The following is a 23,136-nucleotide window of genomic DNA, read 5'->3' as shown; positions in this document are numbered from 1 at the left end:
TAGGGTTACCTCTCCATAAGCATTATCAGAATAATTCCGTTAAACACCTTGTTCACAGCAGGTCCGGCCAAGGGTTGGCAGTGCCGCTGAAGCGGGACCCGGAAATGCGGGCCGTCACCAGCACCTTGGCTCCACGCACAAAGGCGACGTCCTCCTCATCCGGCTCGATCAAAATGTAATGGGTACGCCCATGCTCGTCAGTCAACCTGGCTTCTGCCGGGGTGCCCGCCGTGGCCGTGGCACCGGTCATAATTGCCATGCGGCCGACAAAGCTGTCTGTGGAAACGGCGCTGCTTTCGTCACGTGGCAAGTAGCGAGCAATGCCGCGGCCACACCAGCGCACGCTGAATACGGCGACGATAAGGGCGACGATCACTGCCAGCCACACCGGTAGCTCACCGACTGCCAACCATTGCAGTACCAGGCCACTCAGTGAAAAACCGCCGAGAAACAGCACGATGATGACCAGCAGCGGCAAGCGCCCGATATGCAGCCAGCTCAGAGCATGGGCGAAAACGTTCTCACCCAGGGTAATATCCGGATGGGAGTCTATAGCCGCGTCGAAATGGCTGGAAAGGGAAGCACCGAGAAACACCGCCAGCGTTTCCAGCACGCCGATAAACAACAGCAGGAGCAGAGCGATCAAGAAAGGGGCATTGCCTGAAGAAAGTAGGTCCATATTGGCGTTCTCCGTGCGCATCACAGCGAAAATATCGCGACAGCAGAAAACCGGCAGGAAAGAGGGTACAAAACGCGGTAAAAGGTGACGTGCTGCAATCCGCTATAAACGATCCTTGTTCCACACAAGCCGGTTCCCAAGCCACGGGCTCTGCCTTCCATGTCACCAGCGGCAGTCGCCTGGCGCAGATTTTAGCATTTACTGTCCCGGCATCCCAGAAAATCCTTGGTAAAAATGATTATCATTTGCATAAAAAAAGGATCCCTAGACTTCCGGGATCCTTCTTCAAACGGTATTCACTTCGGGATAGGTTGAAAAAACCTCATCCTTAGTTGGCGGAGTCGATCTCGTCCAGATCGCCCTGGATCGCCTTGGCATTCGGGTTTTCCTGCGGCTTGAGCACCCCGCCCTGCGCCAGGAAATCATGGCGTTGGAAGTAGGCGTCACGCATCATCGCATAAGGATCGGAAGAGTTGCGCAGCAATCCATCGGAATCGAGCAGTTGAGCACGGGTTTCGACCCCTTCCACTACCCATTTACCCGCCGACATCCAAAAAGTGAGATAGCTCAGCACCGGATAAACGCTATCTGCCCAGTCACCACCATCTTCACGGATAGTGAAGCTGCCGTAGACCGGTAAGTGGACATACGGGCCATAACCTACGCCGTAGCTCCCCAAGGTACCACCGAAGCGGCGTGGTTCTTCACGCGCCAGCTTCGGGTTGGCCATACCGGCCACGTCGATCAACCCGCCCATCCCCAACAGGGTGTTGAGGAAGAAACGGTTGAAGTGCTTCATACCCTGATAAGGGTTGCCACGCAGAAATTCGTTCACCATGCTGGCTGGCTCTTCCAGGTTGGAAGTGAAGTTGCTCAAGCCATTACGCGCAGGCATCGGGACGTAATCGCGCCATGCCACCGCGACCGGGCGCAGCACGTAGGGATCCATCACGTTATAGTTGAAGTTAAACATCGCCCGGTTAAACCCTTCAAGAGGGTCGGAACGCCCTTGCGGATCGTCACCAGGCGAGCTGGCACAGCCTACCAATAACACCGTGGCGATTGCCAGCCCAGTCAGGCGAAAATTCATATGTTTCTCCATGAAAACCCTTGGATTCTTTTTATCAGGGAACCTGTTTATCTATCTGAACGCTGACCTGTTCCTTGCCGCTAAAGGCTTGCAGCGTACTATCGCCAAACCAGTCGCCCGCCCGTGGCGTTGCCAGACCATCCTGTGACAGCCTGACATGCACCTTCACCTTCTGCTGAGCCGAAAGCAGACGCTCAGGCATCATGGCGTTGCTGTCATCCAATGTGAATGATAGCGGGAAACGACTAAGTGGCAATTGCTTCACCGCTACCGGCACCGGGTTGGTCCCATCGGTAACCGAAACGATCAGCGTTCCTTGTTGTGGTAATGCTTTTGCCGCCTCTGGCGACAGCGTGACATTGACGGAGAGTTTAACAGTTTCTGCGCCCACCTGAACTTTTGCTTGCTCAATACTGCGCTTTATCACTGCTACACGCTGGTCGTCGGCTGGCAACAGTTTCAACATCACCTGCCAGGCACCGATCGCCTGCTGGTAATCGCCCTGCTCAAAGGAGTTGAACGCCAGCAGGCTTAGTACGCGCACGTTGGTGTGATCTTCTGCCACCATGGTACGCAACATTGCTGTCGCCTGCTTGTTGTCTTCCGGATCGCCAGAACGCGTCAGCACCTCAGCATAGCCCAGGCGCACTTCCATATTACTCGGATCCAGGCTGTAAGCATGAGCAAAAGCCTGGGTAGCGGTGGTGGCATTATTCAACGCCATCCCGACACGGCCAAGCATCATCCAGTCGTTCAGGTTCCTGTCATCGTCCTGCAACGAGGTGCGTAGGCCCAAGCCAAGACGGGCGATCTCTTCCATGCTCAGCGGTTGGGCACGTTCATTGGCCACCCGCGCACGCAGCTCCGGCATCTGGGATTCTACCTGATGCCAGGCCATAACCTGAGCCAAACCGCCGGTTTTCAGATAAAAGCCAACCGACACTACCACCAGCACCATCACGCCAGGCACCAAAGCCCAACGATTGATGGGCCGTGCAGGCTGAGGCTGCTCATCCGGTTGCCCAGGGATATCGTTCAGCAGGTTCTGTTGCAGTTCTTTGACCAGTTCAGGGCGTTCCGCAACCACCCCTTGATCTTCATCTTGTGCCAGCTCGTCAAGGCGATCCTGGTAGAACGCCTTGTTGAGCGTATCGCGGCTGGCCGCCGTACTTTCTTTGCCTTGGCGCATAACGGGCACGACCAGCAACGCGCTCGCACCGACCAACAGCACTATAATTATCAGCCAAAAAGCCATTAGGGTTTCTTCCTGTCAGTCTCTTTCAACAACGCCGCCAGACGCTGCTGCTCCTGCTCGGAGAATTCCTCGTTGACTGCGCCCGCCCGACGTTGACGGGTACGCAGTATCACCACCGCCCCGCCAATCAGCACAAACAGCAGCGGCCCGACCCACAAGATCAAGGTTGCTGGCGTCACCGGGGGTTCATAGGTCACAAAATTGCCGTAGCGCGCCACCATATAGTCGATGACCTGCTGCTTGTCTTGCCCCTGCATCATCAGCTCATATACCTTGGTGCGCATATCCGCCGCGATGATGGCGTTGGAATCGGCGATGCTGTTGTTCTGGCATTTAGGGCAGCGCAGCTGTTCGGTCAACTCGCGGTATTGCTGTTCCTGCTCCACCGAATTGAATTTGTAGGTATCGATGGCCGCAGCAGCACTCCAGCTTAGCAATGCCACCAGCAGTAAGGTTATCAGCCTCATGCGTCGCCCCCATATTGACGATACAGCGGTAACACTTCCTGCTGCCAGACACGCTCGTTCATGTCCCCGGCGTGGCGGTAGCGGATAATGCCTTCACCGTCGATCAGGAAGGTCTCTGGTGCGCCATACACGCCAAGATCCAGCCCCAACATACCGTCGCCGTCGTACAGGCTCAGCGCATAAGGGTTACCCAACTGATTGAGCCACACCACCGCCTTCTGGCGATCGTCTTTATAGTTTAGGCCCACGACACGGATGCCCTTGGCCGCCAGAGTATTGAGATACTCATGCTCTGCCCGACAGGTGGGGCACCAGGTTGCCCACACGTTCAGCAATATCGGTTTGCCAGTACGCAGCACCGCCTGATCGAAGGTTTTACCCGGATGCTCCAGGGATTCCAGCTTGAAGGTCGGCACCGGTTTACCGATCAGCGCAGACTCCAGCATGGTGGGATCCTCCCCGCCGGCATTACGCGTCAGTTGCACCAACAATGCCACCACTAACAGCAGGAACAGGATTAACGGAATAAATAACAGTTTGCGGTTCATGCCTGCTCCCCTTGTTTGGCTGCACGTTTGAGTTTTTTGCTCATGCGATAGCGCGGATCGAGAATACACAATACGCCACCGATCGCCATAAACACCCCACCGAACCAGATCCAGCGGACAAAAGGTTTGTAGTAAAGCCGCACAGCCCAGGAGCCATCGTCCAGCTCTTCACCCAACGCGGCGTACAAATCGCGCGTCAGGCCACCGTCGATGGCGGCTTCCGTCATCATGCTGCGCGCCACGCTGTAATAGCGTTTTTCCGCATGCAAGGTGGCTTCTGCCTTACCGTTGCGGGTGACATCGATAATCCCGACGCCGCCGGTATAGTTTGAACCACGGATATCGTGAACGTCGCGGAAAACAAAGCGATAGTCGTGAATTTCCACGCTATCACCGGCTTTCATGCGGACATCACGCTCAACGCTGTAGTTTTGGCTGAAGGCGATCCCGATCACCGTGACCGCCACGCCCAGATGGCCTAACACCATGCCCCAATGGCTACGGGAAAGGTGCTTGAGCCCCTGCCAGAAGCCGTGACGATGGGTGGCTCGCTCGTGCAACTCCATCAGGGTCAGCAGGATCACCCAGATGGCCATAATCAGCCCGACCACCGTCATGCCGACGATGCTGTCTTGCAGCAGCCAAGGCAACAGGATTGACAGCACCAGCGTGATCACCAGCGCCACGCCCAGGCGACGCCAGAGTTTGGTGGGTTCGTCACGACGCCAGCGCACCAACGGCCCGATGCCCAGCAGCAACGCCAGCGGTGCCATCAGCCAGGTAAACATGGTGTTGAAGAAAGGCTCGCCGATGGAAATACTGCCCAGCCCCAACTGTTTATGCACCAACGGCAACAAGGTCCCCAGCAACACCACCAGCATGGCGGCGATCAGCAAGACGTTGTTGCCCAGCAGGAAGGTTTCCCGCGAGAAGGTTTCATGCTGCACCCGGCTACGCACCTGCCCGCCCTTCACGGCATACAGCAACAGCGAGCCGCCAATCACGATCACCAGATAGGCGAGGATAAACATCCCGCGCGCCGGATCGGAGGCAAAGGAGTGGACGGAAACCAACACGCCGGAACGCACCAGGAAGGTACCCAACAGACACAAGGAGAAGGCCGTGATCGCCAGCAGCACCGTCCAGGCTTTGAAGGTCCCGCGTTTTTCGGTGACCGCCAGCGAGTGCATCAAGGCCGTTCCGGCCAGCCAAGGCATAAAGGAGGCATTTTCTACCGGATCCCAGAACCACCAGCCGCCCCAGCCCAGCTCATAGTAAGCCCACGCCGAGCCTAGCACTATGCCCATGGTCAGGAAGACCCAGGCCGCCGTGGTCCAAGGACGCGACCAACGAGCCCAGGCAGTGTCGAGCCGACCGGCCATCAGTGAAGCAATGGCGAAGGCAAAGGCCACCGAGAAACCCACGTAGCCCATATACAGCAACGGCGGGTGGAAGATCAGCCCGATATCCTGCAACAGCGGGTTAAGATCGCCCCCGTCGATCGGGAAACTCGGCAAGGTGCGGGTAAACGGGTTGGAGGTCATAATGATGAACAGCAAGAACCCGGCAGTGATCATCCCCATCACCGACAACACACGAGCCACGGCATCCTGCGGCATAGCACGGCTGCATAGGGCAACCGCCAGTGACCAGCAGCTCAGCAGCAGCACCCACAGCAGCAGGGAACCTTCGTGCGCTCCCCACGTCGCCGCAATGCGGTAATATACCGGTAGCTTGGTATTGGAGTTGGCTGCCACATAGGAGACCGTAAAGTCATTGGTAATAAACGCGTACACCAGGCAGGCAAATGCCAGGGCGATAGCGGCAAACATGCCATAGGTTAACGGGCGGGCTACCGCCATCATGCGCGTATCCTGGCGCGCCGCTCCCCATTGCGGATAAATGCTCAGCAGCAACGAAATCGCCAACGCCAGGCACAGCAGAAAACCCCCAAGTTCCGGCATCATGACTTGTTGCCCCCGTCCGGCGAATTGCTATAGGTAGCAGCCGGGCTTTTATGATTCTCTTTCATGGCATCCGCGACTTCTGGTGGCGTATATTTTTCATCGTGTTTGGCCAACACCTCGCGCGCATTGACCACATTACCATCCCCCAGCACGCCCTGTGCCACTACCCCCTGCCCCTCACGGAACAGATCCGGCAGAATCCCGTTGTAGGTCACTTCGATGGCCCCGTGGGCGTCATACACCTTGAAGCTTACCTGCAGGCTTTGCTGATCGCGCTTGACCGAGCCAGGCATCACCATGCCACCGATACGCAGGCGCTGGCCTACCTCCGGCTTTTCATGCTTTTCCCCCTTGCCTTGCAGGATCTCGCTCGGGGTATAAAACAGGTCGATATTGGAGCGCAAGGCATACAGCATCAGCGTGGCGGTAAGCGCGACGCCAATCAGTACGACAATGACCAGATAGAGGCGGCTTTTACGACGTGGGTTCAATGTGATTTCTCCCGCAAAATTTCAGACTGCGGTGTGGCCGCGGATTGCTTTGACTGCTGTGACTGACGGATACGCCGTTCACGTGACGCTTGACGTCTGACTTCGGCCAGTAGCTGCTTGCGCTGCCACAGGGTGTGGACCAGCAGCCCCAGCAGGGAAAGCAGGGTTACAGCCACGGCCAACCAAACGTAAAACGCGTAACCGCCCATGGCGAAGAACGCCTGCCAGGAACTGAATGCAGCATTCATGACTGACGCTCCTTGTTAACCAATTCGGCGACCCAAGGGCGCTGACGTTCCTGGAATAGGATCAGGTTGCGCAGGCGCATCAAGGTCAGCGTAATAAAGAACAATAGATAACCGAAGATTGCCCAACGCAGCGGGTAACGCATACTTGGCGCAATGCTCTGCTGCATATTGGTTGAGCCCTGGTGGAGGGTATTCCACCATTCGACCGAGAAGTGAATAATCGGAATGTTGATCACCCCCACCAGCACCAGAATACCGGCGGCTCGCCCGGCCAGGCGGCGATCGTCGAAAGCGTTATACAGCGCGATGATGCCCATATAAAGGAACAGCAATACCAGCTCCGAGGTTAGGCGTGCGTCCCACACCCACCAGGTGCCCCACATCGGTTTACCCCAGGCAGAGCCGGTGACCAACGCAATAAAGGTGAACACCGCGCCGACCGGAGCCATTGCCGCTACCACGGTGTCGGACATTTTCATTTGCCAGACCAGGCCGATAAACGCCGCTATCGCCATCGAACCATAAATGCCCATCGACCAGATGGCCGCCGGAACATGAATGTACATAATACGGAAGCTGTCACCCTGTTGATAATCTTTAGGTGCGAAACCAAAGCCCCACACCCAGCCGACCAGCAGACAGATGGCACCCGCTATCCCCAACCAGGGGACAAAGCGGCCACAGACATGGTACAGCCGTTCCGGCCTGGCAAATTGATGTAACCATTTCCACATTGTCGTCATTGCTCACGGTAAGAAATCATTCGGTAGCCGCTCCCTGATGGCAGAGCGGCGAAAGTGTTGCGCGCGGTAAAACTCTTACTGGCATTCATCCGCGGTTACATTTCCAGCTAGTGTACGCTTACACGCAACGCAGCTGCGGTGGCAAAAGGCGCCAGCGTGATGCTGCCCGCCAGCATCGCGCCCAGGATGGCCAGGTAACCGTCGATCGGCATCCCCATCGAGGCGGCATCTATCGCCGCGGTAGCGAAAATCAGTACTGGAATATACAGCGGCAGCACCAGCAAACTCAGCAGCACGCCGCCTTTGCGTAACCCCACCGTCAACGCCACCCCGATAGCGCCAATCAAACTCAGCGTTGGGGTGCCCAGCAGCAGGGTCAGTGCCATCGCCATCCAGGTATTCACGTCCAGCGACAGCAATAGCGCCACCAGCGGCGACAGGATCAACAACGGCAATCCGGTCACGACCCAGTGAGCACACACTTTGCCTAACACCGTCATTGGTAGCTGCGTTGGCAATAACAATAACTGTTCCAATGAGCCATCCAGGTAATCATCACGGAACAATCGCTCCAGCGAAAGCAACGAGGCTAACAGCGCCGCTACCCAGATAATCCCCGGCGCAATACGCGCCAGCAATTGCGGTTCTGGCCCAACGCCCAACGGAAACAGCGTGATCACGATCAGGAAGAACCACAGCGGGTTGACGATCTCGGAGCCTTTACGAAAGGCAATTTTCAGTTCCCGCCGCAGTATGATGAAGAACATCAGGCGACCTCCGCGCTGGTCTGTGTCAGGCGAATTTTCCTTACCACCTGCTGTGTTCCGGTTAAATCTTGATGCGTAGTGAGCAACACCATACCGCCCTGTTGCGCATGTTGCTCAAATAGCGCGGTCAGTTCCACCACGCCCTGTTTGTCTATGGCCGTCAAAGGCTCATCCAGGATCCACAGCGGACATTTGCTGAGCCAGAGCCGTGCCAACGCCACGCGCCGCTGTTGCCCGGCGGAAAGTTGCGCCACCGGAACATCCTCATAACCGACCAGGCCTACCTGCTCCAGCGCCTGCCAGATGGACTGACGATCGGATGACTGGTTAACGGCCTGGTAAAACTGCAAGTTCTCAAACGGGGTCAGCATGGATTTAATCCCCGGCTGGTGCCCCAGAAACAGCAGGTCAAGATGATATTGCTCACGGCGATGGCGCGTATTTTCACCCTGCCACAACACTTCACCCGCGTCTGGCTGCGCCAGCCCAGCCAAAATGCGCAGCAAGCTGGTTTTGCCAGCCCCATTAGGGCCTTCCACCTGAATAATGTCCCCCGGGCTTACCAAAAAACTCAACCTGTCAAACAGAGTACGTTCATCTCGTACACAACTAAGATTTCTGGCTGCCAGCATGGAGGACTCATATTTTTCTTTGGGATAGCGAATCATAGCATAAGCCACAGTGCGCTCGAAGTCCGCAGCCTGGCTTGAATGTAATCCATTAGGGGTAATATTGCGCATCAGATCAAAATTGCGTAGAAAAAAACAGCAGCGTTAAAATTTCGTTACTTTTTTCTCATTTTGTTGGCGCACTTTCTATCGCCCCATCACCAACTACGCTTAAATATCAACCGAAAGGAGAATGACCATTGAGCGCGAAACCCGAACCCCCAACCAACAACGATGAAAGCAGCGTTAAAGTCGAAAGCGAAGAGCACGATCGGGGCAAATCCACCATTGAGGTCGATGAGGAAAAACTGCCCTCGCGCGCCGCTGCCGTGCATGAACAAATCCGCATGGAGGGGGAGAAAGAACTGGAGCGTGACTGGCTGGCGTTATTGCTGTCAGCCTTGGCGGCAGGCTTGTCGATGGGAGCGTCCCTGGCAGCGAAAGGGATTTTTCACGCACGACTACCGGACGACCCAAGCCGGTTTTTTATCGAGAACATCGGTTATACCTTCGGCTTTATCATTGTCATCATGGCGCGCCAGCAGCTGTTTACGGAAAACACCGTCACTGCGGTATTGCCCATCATGCATAAACCGACGCCAAAGAACTTCGTCATTCTGTTCCGCTTATGGGGGATAGTGCTGTTGGGGAATCTGCTCGGCACCGGCCTGGCCGCGCTGGCGTTTATCCATATGCCTATTTTTGATGAGAATACCCGCGCCGCCTTTACCAACCTGTCTGAGGAGATCATGCATAACACCCCGGGAGAAATGTTTGCCAACGGCATCCTGGCGGGTTGGATCATCGCCACGATGGTGTGGATGTTCCCTTCCGCCGGGGCCGCCAAGATCTGGGTGATCGTGCTGATGACCTACCTGGTGGCGATTTGCGATCTTACCCATATCGTGGTCGGTTCCGTCGAGATCCTGTACCTGGTGTTTAGCGGCGCACTCCCCTGGCAGGACTTTTTCTACCCGTTCGCCATCCCGACGTTGGCGGGCAATATCATCGGCGGCAGTTTTATCTTCGCCTTGATCAGCCATGCGCAGATCCGCAACGATATGAGTGACCAGACCAAGGCCGAACGGCTGGAGGCTCAACGGGAGAATCAATCCGGGGAGGAACACACGGATAAATCAGACCGCGAATAAAACTTCGCCAACCCGTTCGCGGCACAGTAACAGGTGAATAATCGGGAAAATGGGGCATAACGGAAGAAAACCGATTATATTTCAGGCAATCAGACCAATAACCCCTTAAATCCAAGCGCAAAAATAGGTATACTGCGCCCGCCGTGTCCCCTTAGTTAAATGGATATAACGAGCCCCTCCTAAGGGCTAGTTGCAGGTTCGATTCCTGCAGGGGACACCATATACACATCTCCTGAAGTCTACCAAAATCAATAAAACCCCCTTATAATCAGTGATACACCCTCTACTCTGGCTACACGATATCAACCGATATCTACCCATTTCAACGTGAATCAATAAGTATTTGGGGGCCTTAGTGGGGGCTTATTCTGTTCAATGAAAAGCGAGGCCCCCAAAAATGTCCTTAAATGCGCGTCAGGTCGAGACTGCAAAGCCCAGAGACAAAGCCTATAAGCTCGCTGACGGCGGAGGACTCTATCTCATGGTCAATACTAACGGTTCAAAGTACTGGCGCATGAAATATCGATTTGCCGGGAAAGAGAAAAAGCTGTCATTTGGGATCTATCCAGACATATCACTTGCGGAAGCCCGCACTAAACGAGATGAAGCCAGAAAGGTATTAGCGAATGATAAGGATCCCGGTGAAGTCAAAAAAGCTGAGCAGCTAGCCAAAAGACTCTCGGTGACCAATACATTTGAAGCAATAGCTCTCGAATGGTACAGCGCAAAAGTATCTGGCTGGTCGAATAATTATGCTGATTACGTCAAGCGAGCGTTTAAAAATAATGTCTTCCCCTACCTAGGCTCTCGACCAGTGAATGAAATAAAGCCACTGGAGCTTTTATCTGTATTGCAACGAATGGAGAAACGTGGAGCGCCTGAGCTCGCTAGCAAAGTGCGCCAACGTTGTAGTGAGGTTTTTCGCTACGCGATTGTGACAGGTCGTGCCGAATACAACCCAGCGGCTGATCTTGGTAGCGCTTTACAAGTCCATGAGAAACAGCACTATCCCTTTCTTACCGCCGCAGAGTTGCCTGAGTTTTTGCAAAAGCTATCAAGTTACTCTGGAAGTCTTATTACCCTTCTCGCAACCCGATTGCTCATGCTGACAGGATTGAGAACAGTAGAATTACGTCTGGCTGAATGGAGTGAAATAGACTTCGATAATCGTATCTGGGAAATCCCCAAAACTAGAATGAAAATGAAACGTCCTCACGTTGTCCCGTTATCTGCTCAATCCTTAAGCGCTCTTCGTCAATTGGAAGAACTAACAGGAACCTGCCAGCTTATTTTTGCAGGACGAAACGATGTTAACAAAGCGATGAGTGAAGCTAGCGTCAATATGGTTATAAAAAGGGTTGGCTACGATAAGAGAGCGACTGGGCATGGTTTTCGCCACACCATGAGTACCATTCTGCATGAGCAGGGGTTTAATACAGCCTGGATCGAGATGCAGCTCGCTCACGTGGATAAGAACTCAATTCGCGGAACCTACAACCATGCACAGTATTTGGATAGCAGGCGGAAAATGATGCAATGGTACGCTGATTATATTGGTGAACTGGAAGGTACAAATACAACAGCATAAAAGCTCAGCCCGGAATGGGCTGAGCTTCAACACTTTATTTTTTTGTTGATGACACCAGTTGTTTGTATACCAGAGCCATTTTATTAAAATCAAAAACACATTTCAGGAGAATGATGTCACACAGCAATATTGTTTTTTATATTCCCAAATATGAAGAAACCATACCGCTCGTCCCTAAAAGCATCCTCGCCATATTCTGAAGATTACGTATCAGTTCAGTTCTACACTCCCATTCTTACCTGAATCATAAAATCAATAATCAAATACCAATCCAATTCATAAGCCACCTTATATTTACAATAAAAAATAGCGAAAACAGCAGCAATATAGACAACGTTTTCAATATTCAGTTTTAAAAAAAGAAAAGCTATAGGATCTTTAATTGACAAAACGCATCAAACGCCCCATTTTGATAAAAAAAATTTGAAATTAGTAAAAATCAAAATGATTATTACCGGGATGTTTTATTTTTCTGGAGTGATGAATTGTCGATAAAAACAAACAATACTATATACGCAGCCGAATATATGCGAATGTCAACTGACCACCAAAAATACTCACTAGATAATCAGTCTGGATACATAAGGGAGTATGCAAAAAAACACAATATTACGATAATCAGGTCATACAGTGATGCAGGCAAAAGTGGTTTGAATCTTTCTGGCAGACCCGGCTTGAAGGCGTTAATTGATGACGTTTTAGAACATCGTATCGCTATATCATCAATTCTTGTTTACGATGTCAGTCGCTTTGGGCGATTCCAGGACACTGACGAAGCAGGCCATTATTCCCATCTGCTTAAATTAAGCGGAGTCAAAATCATTTATTGTGCTGAGCATTTCTCTGAAGCTCAGCCTGAAATGTTCACGCTGGGCCTAGCGTTATCACGGCATGGTGCAGCCAGTTTCAGTCGAAACCAGTCTGAAAAAGTTTTCCTGGGCCAGGCAAACCTCATTAAAAAAGGTTACCACCAGGGAGGGCTGGCGGGTTATGGGCTCAGGCGCCTGTTAATCGATGAAAACCATACCCCTAAGGGGGAGCTGGAACACGAACAACGCAAAAGTATTCAGACCGATCGGGTCATTCTGACACCCGGTCCCAGGGAAGAGATCAACATCATTAATCGCATCTTCGATATGTTCAATGATGAAGGTAAACCAGAATTAGTCATCGCCTCTGAGTTGAATCGCCGGCAGGTTCTTGCCGAAAATGGAAGCTGCTGGAGCAGAGCAAAAGTACATCAGATCCTAACCAGTGAAAAATATATAGGGAACAGCGTTTATAACAAAACATCTTTCAAGCTAAAACAACAGTACGTTGTCAATCCAGAAGATGAATGGATACGTTACGATGGAGCCTACACACCTATTGTTGCGGTTGAAAAATTTAATCGGGCTAACGAAATTATCAGAGCGCGTGCTGCACGGCTATCAGAGGATGAACTGCTCGATAAATTACGAACACTGTTGAGAAGAAAAGGGAGATTATCAGGTATTATCATTGATGAAGAAGAACTTCTTCCATCCAGCAGTATTTATCGCTCCCGTTTTGGTAGTCTCTTACGTGTGTACCAATTAATCGGCTACACCCCAGATACTGATTACTCATGGTTAAAAACCAGGCAGCTGGTTAACGAGTTCAACGACAGGTCAACCAAAAAAATAATCGATAACATCAGTCATGAAGGGGGGTGGATAAGCGATACGCCAGCACCAGGTATACTTCACATCAATGATGAATTTACTCTTGCTATACAGTCCGCACGCTGTCAGCGCATCAGCCCCAAAAGGTTACGGTGGAAAATAAAATTCAGCACAATTTTCTCTCCTGATATCAGCATCGCCGTGAGAATGGATAGCTCAAATCAATCTGCTGTTGATTATTATATATTTCCCGCGATAGACATTCTCTCCGAGAAAATTTCATTAGAGGAAAGCAATCCTTATCAACTTGATCTGTATCGCTTTGATAACTTAACCCCCTTTTACCGACTAATAAGAAGAATTAAATTAAAGGCCTCATAACATGTCTGATGAAAAAATTGTACTTATAGAAACAAACAAAATACTGGTCGTTAACCCTCGTCAGCGGGATGAATTCACTCATAAAGAGATTAAAGAGAACATTCGCCAAATTGGTCTAAAACGCCCTGTCACCGTTCGTAGAATCGTTCACGATGAATATGAATTTGCTTTAATCTGTGGTCAGGGGAGACTTGAAGCCTACATTCATTATCAGGAAGCATACATCCCCGCGATAGTAAAAAACGTCAATGAAGAAACAGGCCACCTGATGAGCCTCACTGAAAATATTGCCAGAAGGAAGCCCCGGGCAACCGAGCTCCTGGACAGTGTAAGGCAGTTAAAGAAGCAGGGGTTGACTGATAAAGAAATCGGTGAGCGACTGGGGTACGTAATTAGCTGGGTGCAGGGTGTAAGTAGCCTGCTGGAGAAAGGTGAGAAAAAACTATTGTCTGCCTTTGAGGCCGGTAATATTCCTTTATACCTTGCAGTAGAGATATCCCGGGCGACCGATGAGTCGATTCAGGATTCCCTGACAGAAGCATTGTTGAACGGCACAATCAAAGGTAAACAGATTAACATCATTAAGAGAATTATTGAAAATCGCAAAAATGGAAATAAAGGTTCAACGAATAAAACATTCTCCACCAATCGGATTCAAAAGAAATATTCTTCAGAAGAACTCGCTAAAATGTATCAAAAAAACTCAGATGAACACAAAGAAATCCAGGCTAAAGCGCGATATTCTCGCGAAACACTAATGCTGGTAAAAGAAATACTCAGACAACTTACTCAGGATAATAGTTTTTGTGAATTGTTAAGTAAGAACAACATTACTGATATGCCTGAAATATTATCCCCCGTACGATAAAAAGAGCAAAATGAAATGATTAAACAATGCTTTAACAACCATTTTCATCAGTATCCTATCGCGAGTTTGTCACCATCGAGATCGATTCCGGTTAATGTCAGATCCAGTAATAAGTATAAACAAATACTGACATCAATAGCCGAAATAGGTTTAATTGAACCTATTATGATTTTTATTACGGATAATGGAGAACATAAAATCCTCGACGGTCATTTACGTATCGAAGCGTTAAAAGACCTGGCAATCATACATGCACATTGCCTCATATCCCCGGTTGAAGACACATACTCTTATAACAAACGGGTAAATCACTTGACCATACTTCAGGAGCAAAGGATGCTCCAAAAAGCTGTTGAATCTGGTGTATCTGTCGAAAAATTGTGTGCCGTTCTTGGATTATCCGAGGGAATAATTAACACCAGACTCCGTATTTCCGAAGGGATATCGAAGGAAGCGCTCGCGTTACTGGCTGATAAAAACGTATCGCAGAACGTCTTCGATATACTTAGAAAAATAAAACCCCACAAACAGATGGATTTTGTGGCAACAATGGTAGCATTGAATAATGTTACTAAAAAATTCGCTCTATCTATGCTACATGCCTTACCTACTGAACATTTGGTCAGAAAGCCGGATAATGCTACTGAAGATAAAAATATGGTCAAAACGCTTGCGCGACTTGAAAAAGAAATGGCTGCACTTCAGGTTGAAACGCAAGATATCCAGAATGAATTTGCAGAAAACAATCTCAACCTGATGGTTGTGAGATCATACATTGCAAAACTTCTCAGTAAAAATGAGATTATTCACTGGCTATATGATAACAAAAGTGAGTATCTGGACGTCCTGAAGAAAGTTCTGGGGGTTAAACATCTGAGCGAGGTTCCGCCCGGACAACATTCTGCCTGACAGAAAACCAGTGACATATCCATCCATAGTCCATCCTACAGGCACATACCTATTCTGGATATAAGAAGGTAGACACACGCAATACCTTGAGAACTGCCACGAGATGATGCAGTGGTATGCGGGTCATATCAGCAGCATGACTGATTAAATGTCTTATCCACTATATGGGCCTCATCATGCTTCGTGATCAGTGGCCCCTTTTTTTCCTTAATCCCGGAGGGATACCTCATTTTCTCCAGTAATCTTGTATTTACCTCCGGAATTATATTTATGGAACCATTGATGCATTAGGTACATCATAAATATGAGCTGCAAAGTGGGATTGTAGCCGGTGATCAAGTAGGGCCTGGAATATATCCGCGCAGCACTCATCACTGGCAATGATTTTACCTTGCGCATCAAACTGCAGATTCAGTCGAAATCTTAAAGCATTGGCTCGCAGACTGTCCATAAATGCTGGTAATTTATAGTATCCTTTTTCTTTAATTGCCGAAGCCCTTCTTAGCTGCATCGCATTATTCCCGACATACCGCTTTAATGGCTCCGCATCGGTAAGCAACTGACTGAATTCCGGCTCATCCACCAATACGTTAAAATTGGCAATATGCGCAGTTTTGTAACTCAAAACTGATTCGAACACTTTTTTATTTTTAATATAGACACTATTTTCAAGAATGAAAAAATCAAAATCTTTTGCGATATTAAAACGAGGAGAGTTGTCAATTTTCAATTTGTTATTTTTAAACACCACAGACTTTAGCCCAGCCTGCTTTTTAGTTGCCCAGGACGCATCGGTTTTTTTAACACAATGCAATACTGTATCACCCGCAACTAACTTCACAGAGTAAAAGTCACAGTTAGACAGTTCTTTTATTTCCTTAACCTTCTTTGCTGGTATCTGGTTTGCGGATACAGATGTAACATCTACGGCTGAAGTTTCACCTGAGCCAATTAGCATCAGACTATTTTCGTTGTTCTGTGCTAACAATGAATATTCCATAGTTTCTGTATAGCTAGCTCTTTCTATTCGAATAAACCCCAATAATTCAGCTTTGAGCTCAGGATCAACAGGGATCCACTTTCCTTTAAAAGATGCCAGCCCATTAAGTACTTTCTTTTTGAATACCCAGATAGATAACTCGGCCGTTTGAAGATCAAAATCCTGTAAACTCTCAAGCATTATCACTCTCTCCACAAATGACTATAACAGATTGTATTGTTTCGTACTCATAATCCGAATTCGGATTAACATCTGCGTTGGCTAATACAACTCCAGAAAATATATCATTACTCCCTGGAAAACGATAAGATATCTCATACATCTTCCAGTTAAAAACTATAAGCATAGGGTTTAATATTATTTGACCTGACTTATATGAGAGCCAAAAAAGCCATAACAAAAACACAACAAACCCCAGAAATTTATTTGTTTCCATATAACTTATACTCATAAATGAAACGATATAAGGAAGCACATAATTCATTAAATCTGATGGAGTATATTTTGATTCAATTATTTTTATTTTTTGCCCATCAGGTTTAGCCAGATGCAAAGCAAACCATGAGAAAACAAAACAGGCTAAGCAAACCAGAAACAAACTCACTGAAAGGAATGGTTTTTGAAGGGGGAGATGACATGTTCCTGAAGTCAAGAAATTAAAACAGATATTTTCTTTAAGTTTTTTATCGTCCAGATCCTGCATTAGCAGAATCATACTTAACGGCAAATATGATCCTAAAAAAATTGCAAGAGCAAAGAATAGTCTTGGTGTCACTCTAATCCCCTATTTATTCTTATGTTCTTAATCAATCGACTTCGCGCTTTTTCTACCGCTCTTTTGGTCCTGTCCGGAAATAACATAGCCTGCTGCTCAGCCACGCTCAGATGCATATTCTTTTCTAGTAATGCCCATTCCTCATCGCTCCAGGGACGAAAACCAACCTCGCTACTATAGGATTTTTTCAGACCCAGCCTTCCCGCCATTATTTTAACTGACATTGCATTCCTTCCTGGCAGACGCTCAGTTACCGAGATCCCCATCCGGGGATAGTCCGCTTTAAGAATACAGAGTTCCTCCTCCCGCCAGAAACGACCACTTTGCCCCCCCAACGTCTCCGCCATCGAAAAGATCGCATTGATGCTTCTGCCTGGAAGTAACTGTGTAAGGGCTTTGGCTTCAGTACCCCGGGCGTAGTGTTCACGAATAATATCCATTTCAGCCTCACTCCACGGCGCACTTTTCATTTTGCGGCACCCGAGGTTATCAGCCATCAACCCGACTGCACCTGGAGTCCGCCCCAGCCGATCAGCAATTTCAGCAACTGACATGGAAGAATAATTATTTTCCAGAAAGGTTAAATCCCTGATGGTCCATCTGGCACGATTATTACGATAACGAACTGAATCACCCATAATTTTTAGCACCATTTCTACTCTGATGCATTCTGTTGTATTTCAGCATAACGGGCTATCAATTGCTTCAGATGCATCTCTAGTTGAGCCCTGACAGCAGCAGGTAAAGGTTCTCTCTCAGGATTTTGTGACAAGGCCCGTATTTGCTCTTCAGCCGGTATCGATTTGTTAAATGACTGTATGGTGGAAAATACCACAGATTTCAGCTCACTGACCGTCATGTATTTTCCCTTTTGTTCATCCAGCCCGTTCAGCCGGTCACTCAGTTTTTGTAGTGTTGTCATCCCCTGATGCCAGCCATTCAGTTGTTCCGTTGGCATTGCGGCAGCACTAAGCTGTTGTTGCCACTGCTGCATCAGGGGTTTAGCCTGTTCCGGCCACAGAGTCTGAGCCTGTTCTACAAGTTGTCGACTGTAAGCAAGATTCCAGTCAGGCGGCAACTTATCCAGCAGGGCAAGCTGCTGCTGTGTTTGTGCAATTACTGTATGTGATGACAGAGATTGCTGACGCAATATATCCAGCTCTTCAGGCGCGAGAGGTGCAGGGAACGGAGCCAGTGAAGCAGCAAGCTGAGTCTGTAGAGGGTCTGGCCGGTGAAGATATTGCAAGCTCCACACTGCTATGACGCTTATTACCAGCATGGTACACATTCCGGCGGCAAAAGATTTCCACTTTTTGTCCGGAGCGGGCATTGCCGCCAGCACCTCCACGTTCGGTTGATGTTCCGGTTGCGCAACGTAAACCCACTTCACTGCACTATCTAGCGTATCGTCAGAAGGACTACCAGTAAGCTCTCTCGCGGATACTGTCGCATAATTCAGCACGGAGGCAGGCAACACGATATCTGGTTGAATGTTCGCCCCGGTGCTGGTTATGCCTTCGCTGTTTTCCAGCCTGACAGCACTGTTGTGCATCAGGGTACGCAGGGTGTCAAGCTGGCTCAGATGTTTAAGCTCCAGACGCTGCAGCACCTCTCCCAGACCAGTAAGCAGCTGCTCTGCCCGGTACAACTGGCTGAGGTCACTGTAATTCAGCGGGAGCGAACGCATCCGTTGCTGTATCCGCTGACTCAGACCGCTGAGGATTTCCATTCGCGCATGTATTGGTTGCGGCCACAGTGTGCCCCACTGATGGCTTATTAGGGCTTCCAGAATGGCCAAACCTTCACTCAGACCGAACAATCCTGCTAATTGCATACGGGTCAGCGTATACCACGCCGCCGTCTGCAGCTCCATACCATTCTGCTCAAACAGTGAAAGACAGAGTTTTTCGGCATAACGCCAGTTCACATCCGGGCGCGCCGGATGCGTTAGTTTACTGAGTTCTTCGCGCAGGGCGGCATAATCCGGCAATGTGCGCGGGTCGCCACCGGTCTTTAACGTTTTATGATGGGTCATCCTGTAGCTCCTGAAGGTCCATGCCGGCAAATTTCGTCAGGTGGCGACTGATACTGTTTTCTTTGTAACAGGTCACCAGCAATGAACGTGTCGCACGGGTAAAGGCCACATACAGAGGCGGGATGGCTTCCGCCTCATCCTCTGCCGCCTTGTGCACAAACGAGGCATTGATGACCGCAACGAAAGGAAATTCAAGCCCTTTGCTGCTCTGATAGGTCAGCAGATGCACGACATTATCCCTATGTGAGTAGCTCTTTTTATCCGCATGGGTAAAGCTAACGCCCGCAGGTATCTCCTGCTGTGCCAGCAGTTCCGTGAGCTGGGTTGCCGAGAACTGGGTTGGGCACAGCACCGCCATATTCCCCCATCGGCCGGTAAGGGCGTAGTTTTCCTTTAGCCAGCCAATGACATGACGGGCTTCATCGAGTGCAGAACGGCATTGCATAATATCAGGAATATTTCCGTCTTCACCGCACGCTTCCGGCAGCACCAGGGGAACCTCATGATTGTGATGCTTATCGAAATAATCGCGCGAAAAGGCATACGCAAAATTGAGAATTCGTCGGGGATTACGATAGTTTATTTTTAGGACTGAAGTGCGTCCCTGCGCCTGAATACCCACGCTCGCCAGCGAGAAGTTTAGCGCTCTTTCCCGGCGATAGAGCGACTGGGCATCATCATACATTAGCAGCAACGAACGGCTGGCGTTATCAAACAGATGGGCTATCAGCGACAGCCACCGACGGTCAAAATCATGCCCTTCATCAATCAGCACGGCGTCATATCCGGTATCTATGATCAGCCCCTTCTCTACTGCGCTTTCAAGCGCCGCAAAACGCATATCAAATAACGCCCCTTCACCGCTGACGGGCAGGCGGAACTTACGCACAGTGACCCCGCACCAATCATGGAAGTGCCAGACGTGTACTTTTTGCGATAGTCCTCTCTCTGCAATGCATTCGCGGATATAGTTTGCCAGGGTAATGTTGAAGCAGAGAACTAAAACGGGACGCGCCGTCGTTTCTGCAAGGTACAGACAGCGGTATAGCAAAATCAACGTCTTACCTGACCCAGCCACACCATGGATAACGCGGTGACCTTCCCCCAGATTGCGGGCCAGCACCTCCTGCTGAATATCCATGACCCGCTGAACGTGGCTGTTCTTTTTTTTAGCCGGTATCGCAATTTCTGGAAAAAGATGCCGCCGCAAGATATCCCTCATGACTGGCGTGATCGAAGGTCTGAAGCGGGTGGTAAACAGCGCAGCGATTTTTTGCCGAAATGCAGAAGGCATAACCGACTCTGTCATTTCATCCTGACAAATCGACAGCGCCTGCGGAAAGATAGACTCAACGGTGCCATCGGCAGACAGGGCTGTTAGTTGCTGACGTGTGATATTGGTAAACACCACGCCATAGGCCCATGCAACGTTAAGTTTACCCTTATACAAACCTATTTTCTGCTGCAGGCCAGGGTCCTGGGACAACATGTCGGCGGTCGCACAGGCATACTCCCTGACCTGCACCAGCGGATTTCGCTCCTGTTTTTGCCCCTGTTCTGTCTCCAGAATGACCGTCTGCGGATCGGCATGGCGAAGGGTACTCAGCCGCCAGTCCTTAACTTCCAGAAAGATAAGCCCAAGAGAGGGATCGATAATAACAAAGTCCGGGTGTCGGTATTGTCGTCCGACCGGAATGTCATACCAGACCAGACAATCATCACCAAGGTGTGACTCCAGGCGCTGGGCAACGCGTCTTTCCCCGTGTGTCATTCGTTCCCCACACAGCGAAAGAGAGGTCATTAGCTTTGCCATAATTCTATTCCAGACGGTTATACGTGAGAGCAATGACCGATGTGGCTGGCTCTAAATGATTCATGCTGCGTCGCTTTCAGCATATTCGAGGCTCTGCAGGTACTGTAGTGCCACCGGGTCAGCAATATATTCAACCTGCCCGTGGTGACGCTCCACCTCATCGATAATCCTGCTGAGTTCGACCCGGAAGAACTCCTTACGCAGGTTAATCCTGTTAATCCGATAACTTTCCAGATGGTCATGCAGTATCTTTTCAAGTGCGGGGGCATCGTCGCAGGAAATCATGGCGTGGACGTCAAAATCAAACGGCACAGCCGCCCCACTGAGTTCTTTCACCCGCTCCATAGGCTCCAGTCGTCGGGTCATACCAATTTTGAAGACATCTTCACCAAAGGAGCCGATGTTCGAAATCACATACACATGCCCCTGCTTTGTGAGCTGGGCCATGGATTTGGCGCGTTCATACTGCTGATGCACATCCTGGATTTTCTGCTCCAGCTCCAGACGCTGTCGTTCCAGCTCTTCCCTGTGGGCACCTTCGGCAGCCAGAAGGGCTTCTTCCAGTAGACGCTGCTGTTCAGCAAGGCGTTGCTCTTCCTCTTCTGCTTCGCGCTGCTGCTGGTCCAGTTCATCCTGACGCTGTTTTTCTTCCCGCATCTGACGCTTGAGCTCTGCCTGATATTCTTTTTCTTCCTGCGCGTTTTCCAGCAGGGCGACCTTATCCAGAAACTGCTGTTTTACGCCTTCCCAGTCAGCATTATCTTCCAGTTCCAGAAAGGTGATTTTCTCGCTTATAGCAGCATAAGCGTCTCTCTCTTTTCTGAGCTGGTCGTACTTACTTTGCCAGTTATTTACCGTTGTACCAGAAAGCAGGGTTTTGACTTTGAATTTATACGCAGAGTCCACAATACGCTGCAGTGCCCGGGAGGCTTTATTTCTGGCATTGTGAAAGTCATCCCACTGACCGGAAAGTCGTTTATTTTCCTGATACAGGCCGCGAGCCACTTCAGTACTTACAGTTTCTTCAAAGGCTTTCTCTTTCTGTGCCAGGTCCGACATGGCCTGTTCGAGTTCTGCTGTTTTCTTCCGGAAACCCCGGTAAATGAAAACCCGGATTATCAACGCAACGGCTATCAGTAAACCAAAGAACAGACCGATGATTCCGGCCGGATTCGACACAGATTCAATAAATTGCTCATTAAGGTTAATTAATGCTCTTACTGCAACATAAACTCCCCAGGCAATGATACCAATAATGACCAGAATAATACCCGCAGCATTGTCATCTTTTTTTCTTCGTGCCATGTTTTATTTCTTTCCTTTCTTATTTTTATCCTGACGATTTAACCTGAATAACGGGAAGAGAATCTGTGCCATATCCGACTAATACTGACTCCCTGAGCAAATCGGTAAATGGGTATATCCGGGCTTACTGGCCATATAGAGGGGAGCGCATGTGGGCTGCCGGGGTTGTGTACTGACCGGTTCGTCGTTTTTTGTAACGCGTTGCGGTTCCTGCTTTTTCGCAGTTGTCACTTTTTTCGTCTTAGCTTTGCGAGTGGAAGTAGACGGTCTTACCGGATTGCTGGTTTCTGAGGAACCATACCCGGAACAGAATCGTTTCGACTGACTCAGACTCCCGTCATTACAGACAAAGCGTCCATCCGATGTGCAGTGCGCTATACCACCTTTTGAACCCGAGCAGGGCTGCCTTCCACGAGCAGCATCAGCCTGTGCCGTAAAAAGAATTCCTGAGACCAGAAGGAAGATTAATTCTCTCATTTCCATATCCATGATTTATTTCGTTACTTTGGCGCTAAGTAATCCGAAAGCTATTAACCGTTTCGTCAGGAAAACTTGCAATGATTCAAAGCAAAAAAATAATGATTCATTTTCAGCCCCCGCTATGGCAGAAGCGCCAGAATCAAACTAAAAAATGTACTTTCATCAAAACACTGCCCAGGGCGAGATAATGTACCTGGAGGAGTAAAGGTCCAGTTGTTTGCGGTACCTGACCGCATGAACAAACGCCCCAGTGAAGTCACATTCC

Annotated in this window: 23 protein-coding genes and 1 tRNA gene; 6 read left to right on the top strand and 18 right to left on the bottom strand. The window is 49.8% G+C overall.

Annotated features, from left to right (window positions below; all coding sequences use genetic code 11):
• Positions 1 to 52: 52 nt before the first annotated feature.
• From ABIE29_RS19045 to ccmA, 11 genes are all read right to left on the bottom strand, one after another.
• Positions 53 to 679 carry an OB-fold-containig protein gene (locus ABIE29_RS19045; RefSeq protein ID WP_429620436.1) on the bottom strand — a complete coding sequence of 209 codons (627 nt, stop codon included), beginning with the start codon at positions 677 to 679 and terminating at the stop codon, positions 53 to 55.
• A gap of 328 nt (positions 680 to 1,007) precedes the next feature.
• A complete protein-coding gene (gene mlaA, locus ABIE29_RS19040) occupies positions 1,008 to 1,769 on the bottom strand; it encodes a phospholipid-binding lipoprotein MlaA (RefSeq protein ID WP_429620290.1) in 762 nt (253 codons plus the stop codon).
• A gap of 34 nt (positions 1,770 to 1,803) precedes the next feature.
• On the bottom strand, positions 1,804 to 3,024 hold the full coding sequence (gene ccmI, locus ABIE29_RS19035) for a c-type cytochrome biogenesis protein CcmI (protein WP_429620288.1): 1,221 nt from the start codon (positions 3,022 to 3,024) through the stop codon (positions 1,804 to 1,806).
• Positions 3,024 to 3,491, bottom strand: coding sequence for a cytochrome c-type biogenesis protein (locus tag ABIE29_RS19030; RefSeq protein WP_429620286.1), 468 nt, complete (start codon positions 3,489 to 3,491; stop codon positions 3,024 to 3,026). The genes ccmI and ABIE29_RS19030 overlap by 1 nt, the downstream gene beginning before the upstream one ends.
• Positions 3,488 to 4,039: a DsbE family thiol:disulfide interchange protein gene (locus tag ABIE29_RS19025; protein ID WP_429620284.1), complete on the bottom strand. Its 552-nt coding sequence runs from the start codon at positions 4,037 to 4,039 to the stop codon at positions 3,488 to 3,490. Before ABIE29_RS19025 ends, ABIE29_RS19030 begins: the two co-directional genes overlap by 4 nt.
• On the bottom strand, positions 4,036 to 6,006 hold the full coding sequence (locus ABIE29_RS19020) for a heme lyase CcmF/NrfE family subunit (RefSeq protein ID WP_429620282.1): 1,971 nt from the start codon (positions 6,004 to 6,006) through the stop codon (positions 4,036 to 4,038). Before ABIE29_RS19020 ends, ABIE29_RS19025 begins: the two co-directional genes overlap by 4 nt.
• Complete coding sequence (gene ccmE / locus ABIE29_RS19015) at positions 6,003 to 6,497, bottom strand: cytochrome c maturation protein CcmE (RefSeq protein ID WP_429620280.1); 495 nt, start codon at positions 6,495 to 6,497, stop codon at positions 6,003 to 6,005. The genes ABIE29_RS19020 and ccmE overlap by 4 nt, the downstream gene beginning before the upstream one ends.
• Positions 6,494 to 6,745 carry a heme exporter protein CcmD gene (ccmD, locus tag ABIE29_RS19010; protein WP_429620278.1) on the bottom strand — a complete coding sequence of 84 codons (252 nt, stop codon included), beginning with the start codon at positions 6,743 to 6,745 and terminating at the stop codon, positions 6,494 to 6,496. Before ccmD ends, ccmE begins: the two co-directional genes overlap by 4 nt.
• Positions 6,742 to 7,479 (bottom strand): heme ABC transporter permease, encoded by a 738-nt coding sequence (locus tag ABIE29_RS19005; protein ID WP_024485095.1) that lies wholly within the window; start codon positions 7,477 to 7,479, stop codon positions 6,742 to 6,744. The genes ccmD and ABIE29_RS19005 overlap by 4 nt, the downstream gene beginning before the upstream one ends.
• 116 nt (positions 7,480 to 7,595) lie before the next feature.
• On the bottom strand, positions 7,596 to 8,255 hold the full coding sequence (gene ccmB, locus ABIE29_RS19000; protein WP_021806074.1) for a heme exporter protein CcmB: 660 nt from the start codon (positions 8,253 to 8,255) through the stop codon (positions 7,596 to 7,598).
• The gene (ccmA, locus tag ABIE29_RS18995) at positions 8,255 to 8,887 is read right to left on the bottom strand and encodes a cytochrome c biogenesis heme-transporting ATPase CcmA (RefSeq protein ID WP_429620434.1); all 633 of its coding nucleotides are present in this window, start codon (positions 8,885 to 8,887) and stop codon (positions 8,255 to 8,257) included. Before ccmA ends, ccmB begins: the two co-directional genes overlap by 1 nt.
• A gap of 236 nt (positions 8,888 to 9,123) precedes the next feature.
• Here ccmA and ABIE29_RS18990 point away from each other — a divergent pair, with 236 nt between their 5' ends.
• The 6 genes from ABIE29_RS18990 to ABIE29_RS18965 all read left to right on the top strand — a co-directional run bounded on the left by ABIE29_RS18990 (position 9,124) and on the right by ABIE29_RS18965 (position 15,463).
• Positions 9,124 to 10,074: a formate/nitrite transporter family protein gene (locus tag ABIE29_RS18990; protein ID WP_429620275.1), complete on the top strand. Its 951-nt coding sequence runs from the start codon at positions 9,124 to 9,126 to the stop codon at positions 10,072 to 10,074.
• A 145-nt stretch (positions 10,075 to 10,219) separates the two neighbouring features.
• A tRNA-Arg gene (locus ABIE29_RS18985) sits at positions 10,220 to 10,294 on the top strand.
• A 177-nt stretch (positions 10,295 to 10,471) separates the two neighbouring features.
• On the top strand, positions 10,472 to 11,662 hold the full coding sequence (locus ABIE29_RS18980; protein ID WP_429620273.1) for a tyrosine-type recombinase/integrase: 1,191 nt from the start codon (positions 10,472 to 10,474) through the stop codon (positions 11,660 to 11,662).
• A gap of 527 nt (positions 11,663 to 12,189) precedes the next feature.
• Positions 12,190 to 13,686: a recombinase family protein gene (locus ABIE29_RS18975; RefSeq protein ID WP_429620432.1), complete on the top strand. Its 1,497-nt coding sequence runs from the start codon at positions 12,190 to 12,192 to the stop codon at positions 13,684 to 13,686.
• Position 13,687: 1 nt separating this feature from the next.
• Positions 13,688 to 14,554, top strand: a complete 867-nt coding sequence (locus tag ABIE29_RS18970) for a ParB/RepB/Spo0J family partition protein (RefSeq protein WP_429620271.1) — start codon at positions 13,688 to 13,690, stop codon at positions 14,552 to 14,554.
• Between the two features lie 15 nt (positions 14,555 to 14,569).
• The gene (locus ABIE29_RS18965) at positions 14,570 to 15,463 is read left to right on the top strand and encodes a plasmid partitioning protein RepB C-terminal domain-containing protein (RefSeq protein ID WP_185922735.1); all 894 of its coding nucleotides are present in this window, start codon (positions 14,570 to 14,572) and stop codon (positions 15,461 to 15,463) included.
• A gap of 268 nt (positions 15,464 to 15,731) precedes the next feature.
• Here the strand turns inward: ABIE29_RS18965 and ABIE29_RS18960 are convergent, their stop codons facing one another.
• From ABIE29_RS18960 to ABIE29_RS18930, 7 genes are all read right to left on the bottom strand, one after another.
• Positions 15,732 to 16,643 carry a Kiwa anti-phage protein KwaB-like domain-containing protein gene (locus ABIE29_RS18960; protein WP_185922734.1) on the bottom strand — a complete coding sequence of 304 codons (912 nt, stop codon included), beginning with the start codon at positions 16,641 to 16,643 and terminating at the stop codon, positions 15,732 to 15,734.
• On the bottom strand, positions 16,636 to 17,238 hold the full coding sequence (locus ABIE29_RS18955; protein ID WP_185922733.1) for a hypothetical protein: 603 nt from the start codon (positions 17,236 to 17,238) through the stop codon (positions 16,636 to 16,638). Before ABIE29_RS18955 ends, ABIE29_RS18960 begins: the two co-directional genes overlap by 8 nt.
• Positions 17,235 to 17,876 carry a hypothetical protein gene (locus ABIE29_RS18950; protein ID WP_429620268.1) on the bottom strand — a complete coding sequence of 214 codons (642 nt, stop codon included), beginning with the start codon at positions 17,874 to 17,876 and terminating at the stop codon, positions 17,235 to 17,237. The genes ABIE29_RS18955 and ABIE29_RS18950 overlap by 4 nt, the downstream gene beginning before the upstream one ends.
• Positions 17,877 to 17,893: 17 nt before the next feature.
• Positions 17,894 to 19,273: a VasL domain-containing protein gene (locus ABIE29_RS18945; protein WP_429620266.1), complete on the bottom strand. Its 1,380-nt coding sequence runs from the start codon at positions 19,271 to 19,273 to the stop codon at positions 17,894 to 17,896.
• On the bottom strand, positions 19,260 to 21,086 hold the full coding sequence (locus tag ABIE29_RS18940; RefSeq protein WP_429620264.1) for a DEAD/DEAH box helicase: 1,827 nt from the start codon (positions 21,084 to 21,086) through the stop codon (positions 19,260 to 19,262). Before ABIE29_RS18940 ends, ABIE29_RS18945 begins: the two co-directional genes overlap by 14 nt.
• 60 nt (positions 21,087 to 21,146) lie before the next feature.
• Positions 21,147 to 22,391, bottom strand: coding sequence for a GIY-YIG nuclease family protein (locus ABIE29_RS18935; protein WP_429620262.1), 1,245 nt, complete (start codon positions 22,389 to 22,391; stop codon positions 21,147 to 21,149).
• A gap of 78 nt (positions 22,392 to 22,469) precedes the next feature.
• Positions 22,470 to 22,868 carry a hypothetical protein gene (locus ABIE29_RS18930; RefSeq protein WP_429620430.1) on the bottom strand — a complete coding sequence of 133 codons (399 nt, stop codon included), beginning with the start codon at positions 22,866 to 22,868 and terminating at the stop codon, positions 22,470 to 22,472.
• Positions 22,869 to 23,136 lie beyond the last annotated feature (268 nt).

Source organism: Serratia sp. 2723 (assembly GCF_050434425.1).
Classification (GTDB): domain Bacteria; phylum Pseudomonadota; class Gammaproteobacteria; order Enterobacterales; family Enterobacteriaceae; genus Chania.
The sequence above is the reverse complement of the archived record's forward strand: the minus strand, read 5'-3'. Positions and strand labels throughout refer to the sequence as shown.

Coding starts and splice junctions, on each gene's coding strand:
- ABIE29_RS19045 (WP_429620436.1), bottom strand. CDS start 679: ATGGACCTACTTTCTTCAGGCAATGCCCCTTTCTTGATCGCTCTGCTC.
- mlaA (WP_429620290.1), bottom strand. CDS start 1,769: ATGAATTTTCGCCTGACTGGGCTGGCAATCGCCACGGTGTTATTGGTA.
- ccmI (WP_429620288.1), bottom strand. CDS start 3,024: ATGGCTTTTTGGCTGATAATTATAGTGCTGTTGGTCGGTGCGAGCGCG.
- ABIE29_RS19030 (WP_429620286.1), bottom strand. CDS start 3,491: ATGAGGCTGATAACCTTACTGCTGGTGGCATTGCTAAGCTGGAGTGCT.
- ABIE29_RS19025 (WP_429620284.1), bottom strand. CDS start 4,039: ATGAACCGCAAACTGTTATTTATTCCGTTAATCCTGTTCCTGCTGTTA.
- ABIE29_RS19020 (WP_429620282.1), bottom strand. CDS start 6,006: ATGATGCCGGAACTTGGGGGTTTTCTGCTGTGCCTGGCGTTGGCGATT.
- ccmD (WP_429620278.1), bottom strand. CDS start 6,745: ATGAATGCTGCATTCAGTTCCTGGCAGGCGTTCTTCGCCATGGGCGGT.
- ABIE29_RS19005 (WP_024485095.1), bottom strand. CDS start 7,479: ATGTGGAAATGGTTACATCAATTTGCCAGGCCGGAACGGCTGTACCAT.
- ccmB (WP_021806074.1), bottom strand. CDS start 8,255: ATGTTCTTCATCATACTGCGGCGGGAACTGAAAATTGCCTTTCGTAAA.
- ccmA (WP_429620434.1), bottom strand. CDS start 8,887: ATGCTGGCAGCCAGAAATCTTAGTTGTGTACGAGATGAACGTACTCTG.
- ABIE29_RS18980 (WP_429620273.1), top strand. CDS start 10,472: ATGTCCTTAAATGCGCGTCAGGTCGAGACTGCAAAGCCCAGAGACAAA.
- ABIE29_RS18975 (WP_429620432.1), top strand. CDS start 12,190: ATGCGAATGTCAACTGACCACCAAAAATACTCACTAGATAATCAGTCT.
- ABIE29_RS18970 (WP_429620271.1), top strand. CDS start 13,688: ATGTCTGATGAAAAAATTGTACTTATAGAAACAAACAAAATACTGGTC.
- ABIE29_RS18965 (WP_185922735.1), top strand. CDS start 14,570: ATGATTAAACAATGCTTTAACAACCATTTTCATCAGTATCCTATCGCG.
- ABIE29_RS18960 (WP_185922734.1), bottom strand. CDS start 16,643: ATGCTTGAGAGTTTACAGGATTTTGATCTTCAAACGGCCGAGTTATCT.
- ABIE29_RS18950 (WP_429620268.1), bottom strand. CDS start 17,876: ATGGGTGATTCAGTTCGTTATCGTAATAATCGTGCCAGATGGACCATC.
- ABIE29_RS18945 (WP_429620266.1), bottom strand. CDS start 19,273: ATGACCCATCATAAAACGTTAAAGACCGGTGGCGACCCGCGCACATTG.
- ABIE29_RS18940 (WP_429620264.1), bottom strand. CDS start 21,086: ATGGCAAAGCTAATGACCTCTCTTTCGCTGTGTGGGGAACGAATGACA.
- ABIE29_RS18935 (WP_429620262.1), bottom strand. CDS start 22,391: ATGGCACGAAGAAAAAAAGATGACAATGCTGCGGGTATTATTCTGGTC.
- ABIE29_RS18930 (WP_429620430.1), bottom strand. CDS start 22,868: ATGAGAGAATTAATCTTCCTTCTGGTCTCAGGAATTCTTTTTACGGCA.